This is a genomic window from Photobacterium aquae, assembly GCF_001029445.1.
GTDB lineage: Bacteria > Pseudomonadota > Gammaproteobacteria > Enterobacterales > Vibrionaceae > Photobacterium > Photobacterium aquae.
Genome location: NZ_LDOT01000006.1, coordinates 31,443 through 48,104, shown reverse-complemented (window position 1 = coordinate 48,104; position 16,662 = coordinate 31,443). Strand labels below are relative to the sequence as shown.

Annotated in this window: 12 protein-coding genes; all 12 read left to right on the top strand. The window is 46.5% G+C overall.

The annotated features are described in order from the left end of the window. The first annotated feature begins 74 nt into the window (after nucleotides 1–74). The 12 genes from ABT56_RS05730 (at nucleotide 75) to ABT56_RS05675 (ending at nucleotide 16,594) form a co-directional block, all read left to right on the top strand. Complete coding sequence (locus ABT56_RS05730; RefSeq protein WP_047877915.1) at nucleotides 75–410, top strand: hypothetical protein; 336 nt, start codon at nucleotides 75–77, stop codon at nucleotides 408–410. A 576-nt stretch (nucleotides 411–986) separates the two neighbouring features. Next, nucleotides 987–2,213, top strand: coding sequence for a sodium/glutamate symporter (gene gltS, locus ABT56_RS05725; RefSeq protein ID WP_047877914.1), 1,227 nt, complete (start codon nucleotides 987–989; stop codon nucleotides 2,211–2,213). 300 nt (nucleotides 2,214–2,513) lie between these two features. Next, nucleotides 2,514–2,750, top strand: coding sequence for an HP1242/YdcH family protein (locus ABT56_RS05720; RefSeq protein ID WP_047877913.1), 237 nt, complete (start codon nucleotides 2,514–2,516; stop codon nucleotides 2,748–2,750). A gap of 417 nt (nucleotides 2,751–3,167) precedes the next feature. Continuing rightward, nucleotides 3,168–4,394, top strand: a complete 1,227-nt coding sequence (locus ABT56_RS05715; protein ID WP_047877912.1) for an L-lactate MFS transporter — start codon at nucleotides 3,168–3,170, stop codon at nucleotides 4,392–4,394. A 453-nt stretch (nucleotides 4,395–4,847) separates the two neighbouring features. Then, nucleotides 4,848–7,205, top strand: a complete 2,358-nt coding sequence (locus tag ABT56_RS05710; protein WP_047877911.1) for a cytochrome c peroxidase — start codon at nucleotides 4,848–4,850, stop codon at nucleotides 7,203–7,205. A gap of 309 nt (nucleotides 7,206–7,514) precedes the next feature. Next, the gene (locus ABT56_RS05705; RefSeq protein WP_047877910.1) at nucleotides 7,515–9,791 is read left to right on the top strand and encodes a cytochrome c peroxidase; all 2,277 of its coding nucleotides are present in this window, start codon (nucleotides 7,515–7,517) and stop codon (nucleotides 9,789–9,791) included. 186 nt (nucleotides 9,792–9,977) lie between these two features. After that, on the top strand, nucleotides 9,978–10,922 hold the full coding sequence (locus ABT56_RS05700; protein ID WP_053062381.1) for an SPOR domain-containing protein: 945 nt from the start codon (nucleotides 9,978–9,980) through the stop codon (nucleotides 10,920–10,922). A gap of 285 nt (nucleotides 10,923–11,207) precedes the next feature. Beyond that, nucleotides 11,208–12,437, top strand: coding sequence for a transporter substrate-binding domain-containing protein (locus ABT56_RS05695; protein ID WP_240478254.1), 1,230 nt, complete (start codon nucleotides 11,208–11,210; stop codon nucleotides 12,435–12,437). Between the two features lie 30 nt (nucleotides 12,438–12,467). After that, entirely contained in the window at nucleotides 12,468–13,676 is a 1,209-nt protein-coding gene (locus ABT56_RS05690; RefSeq protein ID WP_420835119.1) for an amino acid ABC transporter permease, read from the top strand. 17 nt (nucleotides 13,677–13,693) lie between these two features. Then, nucleotides 13,694–14,791, top strand: a complete 1,098-nt coding sequence (locus tag ABT56_RS05685; protein ID WP_047877908.1) for an amino acid ABC transporter permease — start codon at nucleotides 13,694–13,696, stop codon at nucleotides 14,789–14,791. 22 nt (nucleotides 14,792–14,813) lie between these two features. After that, nucleotides 14,814–15,563, top strand: a complete 750-nt coding sequence (locus ABT56_RS05680) for an amino acid ABC transporter ATP-binding protein (protein WP_047877907.1) — start codon at nucleotides 14,814–14,816, stop codon at nucleotides 15,561–15,563. A gap of 365 nt (nucleotides 15,564–15,928) precedes the next feature. Next, the gene (locus tag ABT56_RS05675) at nucleotides 15,929–16,594 is read left to right on the top strand and encodes a Bax inhibitor-1/YccA family protein (RefSeq protein ID WP_047877906.1); all 666 of its coding nucleotides are present in this window, start codon (nucleotides 15,929–15,931) and stop codon (nucleotides 16,592–16,594) included. Nucleotides 16,595–16,662 lie beyond the last annotated feature (68 nt).

Genomic DNA, 16,662 nt, shown 5'->3' with positions numbered 1-16,662 from the left:
CAGAGAGCAGATAACGTTTAAGTAGATACCCATGCGGCCAATGTGTTATTGGCCATGACAGACAGGGTTAGCCCATGAGTTTTAGTGATCATTTAGACAATATATTAAAGCAGCGCGAACAAAAAGCACAAGGGCTCTCAGTAGCTGGCCAACCGCGCAAACACACTATTCAGGATCCTACGAACCAAAGCCTGGCACGAGAAGCCATGGCCAAAGCTCAGGAGGATGCTTCTCGCCAGGCGGAATACGATACCAAACTCCCCCATTGCTGTATTAATGGCCGCTATGTTACAGAGGAAGAAGCCGAAGCGATGAAAAAAATGCACACAAAGTGTGCACCGGCCAACCCTGACCGCATTGCTTATATAAACCAACTACGTCGCAATTTAAAATTAAAAAAACGCAATTAAGATTAAGAGGAGGCAATAGCCTCCTTTTTTGTAAAAAGTGTCAACACCACTATCAAACGCCGTTTTATTAAACAAAATTTAGCGCAAAATACATTGCGTATCTCACCCAATTCTTACTGTGTGCAATTTTTTTTATTTATTTCGACAAAATTTTAGCTTAACTCCTGCTTGTCGGTAGAGTCACTTGAGAATTGGTCAACAAACAACCGCCACCGCCACGACATTAACATATCAGTCACAAATGGCTTATCTGCTTCAATCTACGCTAAACGCTTAACCTGTTTACCTATATTGGCTAGCAACAATGATTTGATAGGGAATCCATACGGTAAATATACTGGATAAATGACCAGTTATACAAAGATACCCATCAATTCAAAATGCAAAGATAAAAACAAATTACGAACAAATTAGCACCAAACACAAGCAATTAATCAACATTAGATTGCAATAATAAACATGAATAACAATTAGGAAATCACAGCCCTACACTATTTTCATTGGGCACACAAGATATGCAGGCACGTTTTCTGGCGGTAAAATTGACGTCTAAAAAAACAACGAAAAGACATAATCATGAATACAACTTTACAAGTGAACGAACTTGAATCATTTCTGATCGCGATTATTGTGCTTTTTCTTGGCTACTTTATTAATAGCAAAGTAAAGGTATTGCGGAAGTATAATATTCCCGAACCTATTGTTGGTGGTTTAATTGTCGCTATCATTATCGCTTTAATGCACAAGCAAGGCGTCGACATTACATTTAAACTGAGCCTAAAAGACACGCTCATGCAAATGTTCTTTGCCACAGTAGGTCTTGCTGCCAGCGTGAAACTACTCGCTAAGGGCGGCTCTCGCGTATTTCTGTTCTTGGGTGTTGCTACACTGTATATCATTATCCAAAATGCTGTCGGTGTAAGCCTAAGTTCGATGCTTGGCCTTGATCCTCTAATTGGCTTGATGGTCGGTTCGATCACCCTTTCTGGCGGCCACGGTACAGGTGCGGCATGGTCTCAAACTTTTGCTGAGCAATATGGTCTTCATACTCTTGAACTTTCTATGGCTGCAGCCACTTTCGGCTTGGTGATGGGCGGTATCATTGGTGGCCCTGTTGCACAGCGTCTTATCGACAAATTCGAACTAAAATCTGAGTTTGGTGGCGGTAGCGAAAAACACCACCACGATCATCCAGATCTCATTACCTATAGCGAAAATGAAGAAGATCGCATTACTTCCAAAAATACTATCGAAGTTTTGTTTATTCTTCTGATCTGTGTCGCTGGTGCTGCGCACGTTAAAGAACTGGTAGATAGCTTTGGTATCAGCTGGCTACGCATCCCAGACTTTGTCTACGCACTGTTTATTGGTGTTTTCATCACTAACTTTTGCGAAACCACCAAGGTATACAAGATCAACAGCGAAACCGTCGATGCCCTAGGCACAATCTCACTGTCTCTGTTCTTGGCGATGGCGCTGATGAGCCTGCACCTATGGGAACTGACTGGGCTCGCTATGCCAATGCTGGTGATCCTTGCGGTTCAAACACTTTGCCTCGCTGCATTCTGTTATTTCGTCACCTTTCGTCTGATGGGCTCAAGCTATGATGCAGCTATCATCGCTGGCGGCCATTGCGGCTTTGGTATGGGCGCAACGCCTACCGCGGTGATGAATATGGGCGCATTGGTTACACGAAATGGCCCTTCACCGCAGGCATTCATGGTGGTGCCTATTGTCGGTGCGTTCTTTATTGATATTGCCAACTTGGTGGTCCTCCAGACCTTCATCAGCTTTATCCAGTAACCGCTCTCCGGGCCTGTCATACGACAGGCCCGTTTTCTATCTCGCTCTCGAAAATCCCTTGGCCTCCCCCCACATCATGTCACCTTGAGCAGCGCTCATGCAGCAACTATTCTTACAGATATAAAGTAGGCTATTGCCTCAAACCAGCCAGTGGTGGGTTTTCACTGCTGATACAAACAAAAAACAATGCGACTTATTCACTTGGGGATCTGTAAATCAAAAAGCAGGCATTAAACCTGCTTTTACCAGCCAGGCCACGCAACGTGCGCCACCGCCCACTCGACTGACGGAGTTATAACAATGCTAGGTGAAAGTCATTCATTGAACGTTGAATTTCCTGAGCATCAGGACCGCATCCAAGAGCTCAAATCGTCTAACGAACATTTCAAACTGATGGCAGACAGATACCACCACCTTGACCACAAAATAAGAGGCTTAGAGTGCAGCAATGTCCCCACTGATGACCAGCACTTCACCCAACTCAAGCTAGAACGGCTTCAACTTAAAGACCAAATATTCAGTATTCTCTCCAACTAGCCCACCGCACCCCGCTCAAGCGGGGTGATTCTTTTCCGTTAGGAAACAGGCCCCCCGTCCGCTGCAAAGTAGCTAAACAGAATCTACAACCCAGCGTGGAATTTCATCGACTTACAGAATGTAAATACACATTTTTACATTTGTCACTCTCTACAGCCTTTTTTAATAAAAACGATCCAACTCATTGATTCATAATGGCAACACCGATGAACAAATTATGAATACATCCGCAACCAACGGAAACATTTGTAACAGTGTGTGTCTACCTGTTTTCTCGCCAAATAAACTTGATAGAATCCGCGCAACTTTGGCAGCAGTATAACTTTTGTTGATAAAGCCAAAATTTTTTGAGCACATATTTTTAGCGTCAGCAGCCGGTATCCATACCGCTGTCACGTCGTGGTGACTGAGAGCAAAATGAAAAAATTCGATAAAGCTATGCAGATCCTGTTCGCAGGTTTCTGTATCAACCTGTGTATGGGTATCCTGTACGCATGGAGTGTATTCAAACAAGCACTAGTCGTTGACCTAGGTTGGTCAAACGCTGATGCATCTATGCCATATACCGTTGCTGTTATTACTTTCGCAGCTTCTCTGCTTGTTGCAGGTGTACTACAAGACCGCATGGGTCCACGCCGTATCCTTATCCTAGGTACTGTGATGGTTGGCCTTGGCATGATCATCTCTAGCTTTGCGACATCTCCACTGCTACTTATCGTAACTTTCGGCCTACTCACTGGTTGTGGTATCGGTTTCGGTTACGCGTGTCTTGCACCATCTGCAATGAAGTGGTTCCACCCTTCTAAGAAAGGTATGGTAAACGGTCTTATCGCTGCAGGTTTCGGTCTGGCTGCGGTTTACCTTGCACCACTGACTTCTATGCTAATCAGCACTTACGGTATCAACACCAGCTTCCTGATCCTAGGTGGCGCAGTATTGGTGATTGCCGTTCCTCTTGCATGCACTATCAACAACCCACCAGCAGACTACACACCCGTTGCACCAGCGAGCGCGGCAGGCAAGCCAGCATCTAAGCCTGTTGATATCAACTGGCGTGCAATGGTTAAAACACCACAGTTCTACTCTCTGTGGGTAATGTTTGCACTAGCCTCTTCTGCGGGTCTAATGGTTATCGGTAACATCACGTCTATCGCTGCCCAGCAAGCTAATATCACTCAGGCGGCTTACCTTGTTGTGATCCTATCGATCTTCAACTCAGGCGGCCGTATTGCGGCGGGTATGTTGTCTGACAAGATTGGTGGTGTGAAAACCCTAATGATCGCCTTCATCATGCAGGGCATCAACATGGCACTATTCGCCAGCTTCACATCAGATTTCACGCTGATGATCGGCGCGGCACTAGCCGGTGTGGGCTACGGTACGCTTCTAGCCGTATTCCCATCAATCACGGCTGACTACTACGGTCTGAAAAACTACGGCGCAAACTACGGCGTACTGTACACCGCTTGGGGCGTAAGTGGCTTCATCGGTCCAGTAGTTGCAGCTGTTGCAGTAGATACCACAGGTACTTACACGCTGGCTTACACCATCTGTGCAGCAATGATGGCAGTGGCCGTATTCCTGTCGTTCATCACTAAGCCTGTTGATGCCGAAGCACTAGAGAAAAAACTGGCTAACGCTTAATACGATACAGCCTCGATAAAAAAGCACAGCTTCGGCTGTGCTTTTATTTTTAATCCCAGCAAAAAGACACAAATCTCTCTTTCAAATAAATAACACATAATCTTACATCTCCACCCATTTCTTATTCTTACTGAAGCATACTCTCCAACCCTTAAAACCCCATATTTCCCATTGATTTATAACTTATAACACCAGAAATCCGCATAATCTCTATTATTAGAAAACGGACAAATCTTCATTATTTACTATCTTCCCTGTCAGTAAATTGCTTTATTGCTACGAATTCGACTTATCTTTAATAATTTTGAATATTTTTATCTGTACTTTATTTACCGATGAGTTCGGTCTTTCACATTATTGATAATCAAAAATACCAAAACGCCACCATTCTTATCCATCGAGAGGTAACTTCAGAAGTAAACACAGTAATTAGATGGATTTTAGGGGTGAGTGATGAACGACAAATCAATCAAAAACCGCCATCGACTTCAAGCATTAATAGCAATGAGTCTATTGGGCTTGTCGGCAGGCTTTGCCGTCGCGGAGGTCGAAGAGGAAGTTCCTGAGCCTATTGATTTCTCAGGCATAGGTTCACTAAAAGGTATTCAACCAGCCCCCGTTCCCGGGTTGGATTACTACATAAAAGATAAAGAGGCTGCGATCAAGCTCGGTAAGGCCCTGTTCTGGGATATGCAGGCGGGTAGTCAGGGACAAAGTTGCGCCAGTTGTCACTATAGTGCTGGTGCTGACAACCGAACGAAAAACCAACTCAGTCCAGGTCTCAGACACACAGATCCGGCCAAACGCGAGATTTTTGACCCTACCCTCTCGGGTGGCAAAGGTGGTCCTAACTACACTTTGACTCAGGCAGACTTCCCGTTCCGACTCTATGCCGATCCCGATGACCGCCATTCGGCCGTACTTTTCGATTCCGATGATGTCGCGTCATCACAAGGGGTCTTTGCCAGTGTATTTAATGATCTGTTCGGGGCTACCTACGATCAGCAATTTTCAGATGGGCGGGAAGATTGTTCTAGCGTCAAGGACATCTTCCATGTAAACCATATTAGTACCCGTCGGGTTGAACCACGTAATACGCCAACCGTCATCAATGCCATTTTCAATTTCCGCAACTTCTGGGACGGCCGGGCTAACAACTCCTTCAACGGTGTAGACCCGTTCGGACGTCGCAACAAAGACGCGAGAATAATGCATTACGATCGCTACAGCGGGAAAATTAGCCTCAAAGAGGTTGATCTAATTAACTCCAGTGCTGCCTCGCAAGCCGTAGGGCCTCCTGGTAGTGATTTCGAAATGACCTGTGCCACTAAAGCGTTTCAGGAAATGGGCAAGAAACTGCTACGTCTGACACCGCTGGGTATTCAGAAAGTCGACGTCAGTGATAGTGAACTGGGCCCAATGAGTGCTTTTCCAAACAACGGGTTACGTACTTCATATCGCCGAATGATCCAAGCGGCATTCCACGATACATTTTGGGGACACCCAGGGAAAATCGATGGCTATGAGCAGATCGAGCACAATTTCAGCCTATTCTGGGGACTCGCTATTCAAGAATATGAAGCGACATTGATCTCCGATGACTCCCCGTTCGATCGATATATGGATGGCGATGACTCTGCGCTGACCGAGCAAGAAATCAAAGGCATGGAAGTATTTGTCGGCAAAGGTAAATGTGTCAACTGCCATAGCGGGCCTGAATTCTCCAAAGCCGCCACTCACCTCGTTGCAGAGGAAGAGGAAGAAGGCTTAGTAGAGCGCATGCATATGGGTGACAATAATATCTCACTCTATGATAACGGTTTCTACAATATCGGTGTCCGTCCAACCGAGGAAGATATCGCATTGGGTGCAGAAGACCCGTGGGGTAACCCGCTGTCATTCACCCGTCAGTACCTTGATATCCTACGAGGCAAGAATGTACCTGATAACTTCGAGGTTGATCCGTGTACCTTTGAAGCCTTGGTCTTTGAGCAAAGCCCATGTAACTCAGCACAACAAACAGCCGCTCTAATACCGCGTGTTCTCAATAACCAAGAACGGACAGCCGTTGATGGTGCGTTCAAGACACCTGGCCTGCGTAACGTAGAACTCACCGGCCCGTATATGCATAACGGCAGCATGTCTACCCTTGAACAGGTCGTTAACTTCTACAACCGTGGCGGTAACCGAACCGGAGATGATAACGGCGATTCATCTGGCTTCAACGGCACACCTTCTAACCTTGACCCGGATATCCGCAGTCTTGGCCTAGACGAAGATGAAAAAGCCGCACTTGTTGCCTTTATGAAAGCACTGACCGACGAACGTGTTCGCTGGGAAGTCGCACCGTTCGATCACCCGCAGCTGTTCATTCCAAATGGCGCTATCGGTGATGAATATGCCGTCACAGACAATGGCAACGGCACAGCTGAAGAGGAATGGAAAGAAATTCCAATGGTAGGTGCTGCTGGCCGTTACGCTAAAGGACTAAGCCCTGTAGAGCCATTCCTCAACGAGGAGCCCGTGAGCAGTGTGGTCGCCAACGATGATGATGCACAGGTCAAGCGAGGCTACACCGTCACTATCAACGTCATCAGCAATGACAGTGCAGGTAGCGGCAGTATCGATCCAACCAGTGTGACTATTATTAGTGAGCCAAACCTTCGTTATGGCCGCTATACCAATAATGGCGATGGTACGATCAGCTACACGGCATTACGCGATACGGATGCCACTATTACCTATACGGTAAAAGACACCAACGGTAATATTTCGAACGAAGCCACCGTCAATATTGACGCCTATCGCTAATAACAACGCTCATCCAATGGGTACATGATATAAAGCCGATCATTTATTGATCGGCTTTCTTTATGAGAGAAATAATATTAACGATGATGCGTATCATTTTTAACTGAATAAATCACCTAATCACAACATGATTAAATAAATGAATTTCCAAAACATAATAACAACCTATCTAACGTATCAACCATACTTTTATTATTGATAAAAACTATAACCACACATTATCGAGATGCTAATTCCGCCTGCTCTGAATCCAGCAACTGAGACGTGTGGGTATCAATACCAATAACTATAATATTTACGGAGCAAACAATGAGATTCTCGTCATTGAATAAACGAGCGGGGCTAGGTGCTATCATTACATCTATATGCCTTGTGACAAGCAATGCTCAGGCAAAGCCAAGTGATTATCTGCCAGATAACTTGCCGCCTGTTCCTCAATTAGATAATTTTATCAAAGACAAAGATGCCGCTATCCAATTAGGTAAAGCTCTCTTCTGGGATATGCAAGCCGGTAGCCAAGGTCAGAGTTGTGCGAGTTGCCATTTTGCCGCCGGCGCTGATAACCGTTCAAAGAACCAAATTAGTCCGGGGTTACTACACACTAACGAATCACTCCAAAATCTATTTAATCATGTTGACTACCCTCATTTACCTTCTGGTGGTGATGGAGGGCCTAATTATCAACTCACTAAAGATGATTTCCCTCTTTATAAATTATCTGATATGAACGATAGAGATTCTGATATCGTCTATGAGACAGATGATGTTATCTCTTCACAAGGGGTTTCTCTGGCTAAATTCAGTGGCCTTAACGGAAATGATTATCGCAGTGATTTCGAAGATCGACGTGAAAAATGTCAAACAATTCCTGATATTTTCCATGTCAACCAGCTAAATACAAAACGAGTCGAGCCAAGAAACACCCCAACGGTTATCAATGCCGTTTATAATTTCCGTAATTTCTGGGATGGGCGTGCAAATAATATATTCAATGGCGTAGATCCCTTTGGCCTGCGTAATAAAGATGCCTATATCTATGTCTATGATTACAGCTCAGGTAAAATGAAACCTGAAAAGGCAAACCTAATTAACTCCAGCTTAGCATCACAAGCGGTCGGTCCTCCAGGCAGTAATTTCGAAATGACCTGTGATGGAAAACCATTCCAAGCTATGGCTAAAAAATTACTGTCCCTGCGACCATTGGGCTTACAAGAAGTGCATCCCGCAGACAGCGCGTTAGGCGAAATCAGTGCTTTCCCGTCACCCGGACTCCGTCTCGACTACCGTAAGCTAATCCAAACCGCCTTCCATGACAAACTATGGAAATACCCGCACCGCGATGAACAGGGCTACAGCCAAATTGAAAAGAACTTCTCCCTCTTCTGGGGGCTTTCCATCCAGATGTATGAAAGCACCCTAGTCTCTCTGGGGGCAACGCGAAATGAGCAAGGTGATGATAAGCTAACGGCACAAGAACTTGCGGGTAAGCAACTCTTCAACAGCCCTCAAGGTACATGCGTATTCTGCCACTCAGGCCCTGCATTTAGTAGCGCAACGCGATCATTGATTAACCCAACCGGCGATGTCGTCAATCGCATATTTGTTGGCCCGACCAACCCATTCCCACCTGGCCCTCAAACTCGCAGTGCATTTTCCGATACCGGTTTCATGAATATTGGGGTACGACCAACTAGTGAGGATCTCGGGCTTGGCGGCGTCGATGATTTCGGCAACCCACTCTCTTTCACCCGTCAGGCACAGGCTTTATCCTCTGGTGGATATGCACCTGACGGCCAGTTATTGAGTGGGCAACTCCCCCCAACAGCAGCAACCGCAGTTGATGGCGCATTCAAAATCCCACTGCTTCACAACATCGAATTAACTGGGCCGTATATGCATAACGGTAGCCTTGCGACACTGGAAGAAGTTGTTGAGTTCTACAACCGTGGTGGTAACCGTCGAATCGTCAATCAGAATCCACTTCAAGATTCTTCTGGGCATAATGGTACCGATTCAAACTTAGCCTTTAACCTGCGTCCTCTTGGACTTACCGAAGAGCAAAAGGCTTCTCTGGTGGCCTTCATGAAGACCCTCACTGACGAGCGGGTTCGATGGGAGCAAGCTCCATTTGATCATCCGCAACTCTTTGTCCCTGTCGGTCACTTCGGTGATGAACACAATGTTCAAGACGACGGAACCGGCAGAGCAGAGACTGAATGGCTGGAAATTCCGAGTGTGGGTGCCGCGGGCCGAAGTGCAGAACAGTTACCGCCCGTCAAAGGATTCTTGAGCGAAGAGCCCGCAAGCGCGCCTCAGGCCAACGACGACACCTTCAACGTTAAACGGGGTACAAGAACCACCTTCAATGTACTGGCCAATGATATCGCCGGAGATGCCCCTCTTGGCAATCAGGTTATCATTGGCACCGAGCCTAACCGGCGATTGGGAGCCGTCTCAGTTAATCCTGACGGCACTCTCCTCTACACGGCACTACGTGATGGTGAGAGCACCTTTACCTATCGGGTCATTGATGAGAATGGTCAGGCATCGTCATCTGCAACCGTGACAGTACGAGCTAGCCGATAGCTAATTCTACTGTTTGAATAAACAAAACCCTGCCAAGGCAGGGTTTTTCTATGCAAGAGACCCAATACACGTTAGATATTTAACCATTGGCAAATTTCACTTAGATAACTTCAGATGATTTCACATTCTTTTTAGTTATTTTATGTTAATGATATGAATGTAAGTAATCTAATGAGTGTTTGTGTCATGTTCAAGTTGCACTGCCCTGTCATCTTTGGCGGTCTGATTATCGGTTCTTTGTTTACATTTACCAGCCCCATCTTAGCTACCGAAACCACCTCACCATCTTCCTGCTCGGCAAAAACATTAAGCAGTGCATGGCGCATACTGGATCCGAACTGTGATATCGGAAAGGCACTGTGGGGCAAGGAGCCGATTAACGCTTCGCAAAGCCAGTACTGGGTACAGTGCAACTACAGCAAGGCAATGCCCGACAAGGCGTTTAGGGAGAAGATCGCCAAACTCTTTATCAACAATTTATTTTTATATAATGATCAAGGACATTATCGCTGTTTAATTGGGCCTATCGATAATTATCCAGCGGCACAGCAGATCACCCAAATATTGTCTGCTAACGAGATTAAAAATAGCTTTATACGACAAACTACAGACACTGTAGAACTTGAGGCGATCCACACAGCATCTAATCATGCTGCATCAGCCACTCACGAGGTTTCAGAGAACCTGTCTCGCCATCGTCCCGCGCAAGACACGACCTCAAAAGAGAGAATTGCCACAGATCGAGTCATTCTTGATTCTGCCATTTATGCCTTTACGTTTAATAACCTTGAATATTATCAACCATTAACGATTGACTCTACCCAAGACATGCCCCCGAGCTTCATCAAGGAAAACGGTGAATTCTGGTCTAAAGTCAATATCCAAGCAGCAACGAATTGGTGTACCCGGTACCAACTCCGTTTGCCTAGTTATGATGAACTAAAGCAACTACAAACCTATGGTCAACGCTTCTTGTTACGCAATCATTGGCCGATATCAAACAATTACTGGAGCAGCACCATCAGCAGTTACTCAGGTGAGATACAAACCCTGAATCTTCGCAGTGGCCGAGCCGATGATTACCGTCCTCTCGCACAGCTCTATACCACATGTGTAAAAGAAGCGAGCTAACGTAAACTGCCGCCGCTATCACACGAACTCCGCACTCCAACGCCGAATAAATACGGCTCTGGGATGGCACACTCCCTGCCTCCGGATTCTCTTTCCTTTCTTCGTAAATGTTAGGGATATGTTAACTAGACGTATCCCCGTCAGTTCCTATACTGAATAATGACACTATTTCAGGCAGTTATTTTTGTCGAAATACACAACACAATAAATCATTAATAAATGCGGCATACAACACCGTCAACATCTGCTGTCGGTGCATTGACTAAGGACTGATAGGACATCGATATGAAACCATCCATTCGCTCTACGCTCGCCATCTCTTCCTTCGCCTTATTCCTGTACGGCTGTGATAATGGGAGCAGTCAAGACAAAGCAACTATTACAGCGCTTGAATCGAAAATTAGCGAACTCGAAAAGCAATTAGAATCCTCAGGCAATGCTGAAATCATAGAGGCCGGCTCAGAAACTGCTCAGCTCGAAGCTAAAATTGCCGAACTCGAAAAACAGCTAACAAATAGCCCGTCACCATCGTCCACCAGCCCCAAACCAACAACCGCCTCATCCAGTGACACTCTCGCAAAAGTCCAAAAACAGGGATATATCCAATGCGGTGTGACCACTGGCTTACCGGGTTTTTCAAACCCCAACGAAAAAGGTGAATGGGAAGGCTTGGATGTGGAATTCTGTCAAGCCGTGGCTGCGGCCACTCTTGGTGACAAAACCAAAGTGAAATATATTCCGCTTACCGCCAAAGAGCGCTTTACTGCCCTGCAATCTGGTGAGATAGATCTACTTTCACGAAATACCACATGGACCTTGCACCGCGATACCTCCTTGGGGATCAATTTTGCGGGTATCAACTATTATGACGGACAGGGTTTTATGATCAGCAAATCGTTGGAGATCGAGAGTGCAACTGAACTCGACGGTGCCGCTGTTTGTGTCCAATCCGGTACGACAACCGAGCTCAATCTCGCTGACTACTTCCGCTACCGTGAAATGAAATATACGCCAGTGGTGTTCGATACCGCCGCCCAAACAGTGAAAGGATTCGAGGCCGGTCGCTGTGATGTTCTAACGACTGACCAATCAGGATTATACGCACTGCGCCTTAATCTCCAAGACCCCAGCTCTGCCGTAATCCTGCCCGATATTATTTCCAAAGAGCCGCTAGGCCCTGCCGTCCGCCAAGGTGATGACCAATGGTTCAACATCGTAAAATGGACGCTATTTGCCATGCTCAACGCCGAAGAGCTCGGTGTTTCTTCACACAATGTTGACGACATGAAAAAATCCAACGACCCCAATATTCGCCGCTTAATTGGTGTCGACGGGCCGAAGGGCAAAGGGCTGGGTCTCAATGATGATTGGAGCTACCAAATCATCAAACAAGTCGGTAACTACGGCGAAAGCTTTGAGCGCACAATAGGAATGAGCTCTCCGCTCCAGATCAAACGTGGCCTGAACGCACTGTGGAACGATGGCGGTCTTCAGTACGCCCCGCCTATGCGTTAATACAAGATACCTTGCTATCCGGCGGGGAAATTGACTCCCCGCCCAGACCTTTCTTGCACAGGACGTGAAGTAGTGAGTAATTCCAAACGCAACCTGTTCTATAACCCCGTTTTCCGCTCAATTGCCTTTCAAGCTGTGGCACTGGCCATCCTTGGATTTGCTATCTATTCCATTGTTGACAATACGCTATACAACCTCGAGCAACGCGGTATCACCACGGGGTTTGATTTTCTCCACCAAGAAGCTGGGTTTGGTATCGGGCTAAGCCTGATCGACTACGACGAAACATACAGCTATGGGCGTACATTTTTTGTCGGCCTGATTAATACGGCTTTAGTGTCTATTCTTGGCATTCTACTCGCTTCGCTTCTCGGCTTTACAATTGGCATTGCAAGACTATCGGGTAATTGGCTGGTCAATCGGCTGGCTGCTGTTTATATCGAAACCTTTCGCAACATCCCACTTTTGCTACAGATCTTCTTTTGGTACTTTGCGGTACTACAAGCACTGCCTTCCCCCAAACAAAGCATACAGCTCAGTGATGCGGTATTTCTCAATGTCAGAGGCCTGTACCTTGCCAAACCGGTACTGCAGGAAGGGGGCGGATGGCTTATTGCCACCGTCGTGGTTGCCATCACGCTGGCCATCATATTTCGATTTTATGCCAAGCGAAAACAGCGAATAACGGGTCAGCAATCTCCCATCATGTTAATCAACTGTCTCATCCTGATCGGGCTACCTATCTTTGGCTATTTTGCCAGCGGCATGCCCGTTAACTTTGAGTACCCCGAACTCAAAGGCTTCAACTTTCAAGGTGGCATCGCCATTATTCCTGAATTGGCAGCACTGCTATTGGCATTGAGTATCTATACTGCCGCCTTCATTGCCGAGATTGTCAGGGCCGGCATCAATGCCGTCGATACAGGGCAAACCGAAGCCGCACGCTCTCTGGGCCTATCTGCAGGTAAAACCCTCCGGTTAATTGTCATCCCTCAAGCACTTAGGATCATTATTCCCCCATTAACCAGTCAGTACCTCAACCTAACCAAGAACTCTTCATTAGCAATGGCCATTGGGTACCCTGACTTAGTATCAGTTTTTGCCGGTACGACCCTCAATCAAACGGGGCAAGCCATAGAGATCATCGCTATGACGATGGCGGTCTATTTGGCATTGAGCCTACTCACCTCTTTGCTCATGAACATCTATAACCGCAAAGTTGCCCTTGTCGAACGATAAAACTATGGTTATCGCCTATGAATAAACATTCCTTTCGCCCCGATCTTCCGCCTCCGGTCAACACGACAGGCGCGATTGAATGGCTGCGTAAAAACCTGTTTTCGTCACCGCTCAACTCTCTGACTAGCATCGTGCTCGGCTTACTGATCATGGCGGGGATCGGATCGATTATCGAATGGGCGGTAATAAACGCTGACTGGGTAGGAACCAGCCGATCCGACTGCAGCAAAGAAGGGGCATGCTGGGTATTCATCAAAATGAGAATAGACCAGTTCTTGTATGGGTTTTATCCTAGTGATCAGCTATGGCGCCCCCAGCTCTTCTATGCGACTCTGGCGGTGTTTATCAGCTTACTCGCCATAAACAAAGTCCCCGGAAAGCTCTGGATCTGGCTTATCTTCGTCAATATTTATCCTTTTTTTGTCGCAGCTTTATTATATGGCAATGTCTTCGGGCTACCTTTAGTTGAAACCCACCTTTGGGGCGGCCTGCTAATCACCCTGATTATCGCCATCGTCGGCATCGTCGTCTCTTTGCCCATAGGTATTATGCTCGCGCTGGGTCGCCGCTCAACAATGCCGGTCATTCGAGGCCTATGTACCCTGTATATCGAGATATGGCGCGGCGTACCACTTATCACCGTGCTGTTCATGGCCTCCGTCATGCTCCCCCTATTCTTAGACGCAGAAATGGAAACAGATAAATTATTCCGGGCATTGGTTGGCGTCGTCTTGTTTAGCGCAGCCTACATGGCCGAGGTAGTGCGTGGCGGGCTACAAGCGATACCTAATGGCCAATATGAAGCCGCCGATGCCCTTGGCCTTAACTACTGGAAAAAAATGGCACTGGTTGTACTACCCCAAGCATTGAAAATTAGCATTCCAGCGATCGTCAACACCTTCATTGGCCTGTTCAAAGACACCAGTTTGGTACTCATCATCGGCATGTTTGATGTCTTGGGTATTGGTCAAGCGGCAAATACTGATCCCAATTGGCTTGGCTTTGCCACTGAAAGCTATGTTTTTGTCGCCTTGGTATTCTGGGGATTTTGTTTCAGCATGTCCCGCTACAGCATTTATCTTGAACAAAAATTACACACAGGCCACAAACTCTGATCGATAAACAAGGAAGCGTTCTATGTCAGCATCCCCTCAACAACCGGTCATATCCCTTTCTGGCGTTAATAAATGGTATGGGCAATTTCATGTATTGAAAGACATTAATTTGACCGTCAACAAAGGAGAGAAAATCGTTATCTGCGGCCCATCCGGTTCAGGAAAGTCAACCCTGATACGTTGTATAAACCGACTTGAAGAACACCAACAAGGCACGATCCAAATCGCTGGGCACGAATTGACCAACGACCTAAAAAATATCGAACTTGTCAGACGGGAAGTTGGCATGTGTTTTCAACATTTCAACCTGTTTCCCCATCTGACGGTATTGGAAAATTGCACTCTAGCACTGGTTTGGGTAAAAAAAATGCCACAAAAAGAAGCAGAGCAAACGGCCATGCAGTTTTTGGAACGGGTAAAAATACCAGAACAAGCCGGGAAATACCCAGGCCAGCTCTCTGGTGGCCAACAACAACGAGTCGCCATTGCTCGTGCGCTATGCATGACCCCCCAGGTAATGTTATTTGACGAGCCCACCTCCGCACTCGACCCGGAAATGGTCAGGGAGGTACTCGATGTCATGACCGAACTGGCCAACGAAGGGATGACCATGATCTGCGTGACCCATGAAATGGGATTTGCACGCGAAGTGGCTGACAGAGTCATCTTCATGGATATGGGGGAAATTATCGAAGAAAGTGCCCCGCAAGCCTTCTTCGAGAATCCCGAATCAGACAGAACCCAACTGTTCCTAGAACAAATATTGCATTAACGTGAGTCGATATTTCGCAGAAATGACAGTCAAAGATCCGCACTGGCAAACCATTGCTGTAAAACAAAATAGTGGCGTAATGTTACATTCATTTACAACTTGGCATTCAATATTAGACCATTGTTAAGTATTATCTTAATCGTTAGCGTACTGATTTTGTTATAGGTTAGTCGAGAATATGCATATTTGAACCTTGCATTTCATCTTGATTAGCTCAATATAGGGTTTAGCAATCAACATAACGAACCCTTTAGGGACGACTGATGGTTGATCACTGCACTGTCGCACAGTATAACTGCGGCAGAGGCGCTCGAGCATTTGAGTCGACGTTTTAAAACATATATTGCATTGATACAGGGCTTATTATGAATTTCAATGAACAATACCAATCTAGTTCTGTAGGCTTGAACATCCCTACAAACAAGGTTTTGCGTAACACTTACTTTTTGCTCTCTCTGACGCTGGTATGGTCTGCTGTCGTGGCAGGCTTTGCGATGGCAATGAACATGCCGCACCCAGGGTTTATCCTTACGCTGGTTGGCTTTTACGGCCTGATGTTCCTGACCGAGCGTAACCGCAACAGCAGCTTGGGTATCGTATTTACCTTCGCCCTAACAGGTTTTATGGGTTACACCCTTGGCCCGATCCTCAACATGTACATTGGCGCGGGCATGGGCCATGCGATTATTCCGGCGCTTGGCGGTACAGCGGTGACCTTCCTCGCCTGTTCAGCCTATGCACTAACCACAAAACGTGATTTGTCTTTCCTTGGTGGCATGCTAATCGCAGGTTTCGTGGCTATTCTGGTTGCTATGGTGGCGAATATCTTCCTACAGCTGCCGATGCTATCACTCGCAATCAGCGCAATGTTCGTCTTGTTCTCATCAGCAGCAATCCTGCTTACGACTCAAGAGATCGTTCGCGGCGGCGAGACAAATTACATCTCAGCAACCGTGACGCTTTATGTCTCAATCTACAACCTGTTCCTGAGCCTACTGCAAATCCTTGGCATCATGGGCAGCGACGACTAACCTGTCGTCTGTCATTAAGCAAAAAGCGCCTGAGGGCGCTTTTTTTGTATCAAGCAAAGCCCACCACA

Bases quoted from the DNA above. Each gene is read 5' to 3' on its own strand.
- ABT56_RS05730 (WP_047877915.1), top strand. From the start codon at position 75: ATGAGTTTTAGTGATCATTTAGACAATATATTAAAGCAGCGCGAACAA.
- gltS (WP_047877914.1), top strand. From the start codon at position 987: ATGAATACAACTTTACAAGTGAACGAACTTGAATCATTTCTGATCGCG.
- ABT56_RS05720 (WP_047877913.1), top strand. From the start codon at position 2,514: ATGCTAGGTGAAAGTCATTCATTGAACGTTGAATTTCCTGAGCATCAG.
- ABT56_RS05715 (WP_047877912.1), top strand. From the start codon at position 3,168: ATGAAAAAATTCGATAAAGCTATGCAGATCCTGTTCGCAGGTTTCTGT.
- ABT56_RS05710 (WP_047877911.1), top strand. From the start codon at position 4,848: ATGAACGACAAATCAATCAAAAACCGCCATCGACTTCAAGCATTAATA.
- ABT56_RS05705 (WP_047877910.1), top strand. From the start codon at position 7,515: ATGAGATTCTCGTCATTGAATAAACGAGCGGGGCTAGGTGCTATCATT.
- ABT56_RS05700 (WP_053062381.1), top strand. From the start codon at position 9,978: ATGTTCAAGTTGCACTGCCCTGTCATCTTTGGCGGTCTGATTATCGGT.
- ABT56_RS05695 (WP_240478254.1), top strand. From the start codon at position 11,208: ATGAAACCATCCATTCGCTCTACGCTCGCCATCTCTTCCTTCGCCTTA.
- ABT56_RS05685 (WP_047877908.1), top strand. From the start codon at position 13,694: ATGAATAAACATTCCTTTCGCCCCGATCTTCCGCCTCCGGTCAACACG.
- ABT56_RS05680 (WP_047877907.1), top strand. From the start codon at position 14,814: ATGTCAGCATCCCCTCAACAACCGGTCATATCCCTTTCTGGCGTTAAT.
- ABT56_RS05675 (WP_047877906.1), top strand. From the start codon at position 15,929: ATGAATTTCAATGAACAATACCAATCTAGTTCTGTAGGCTTGAACATC.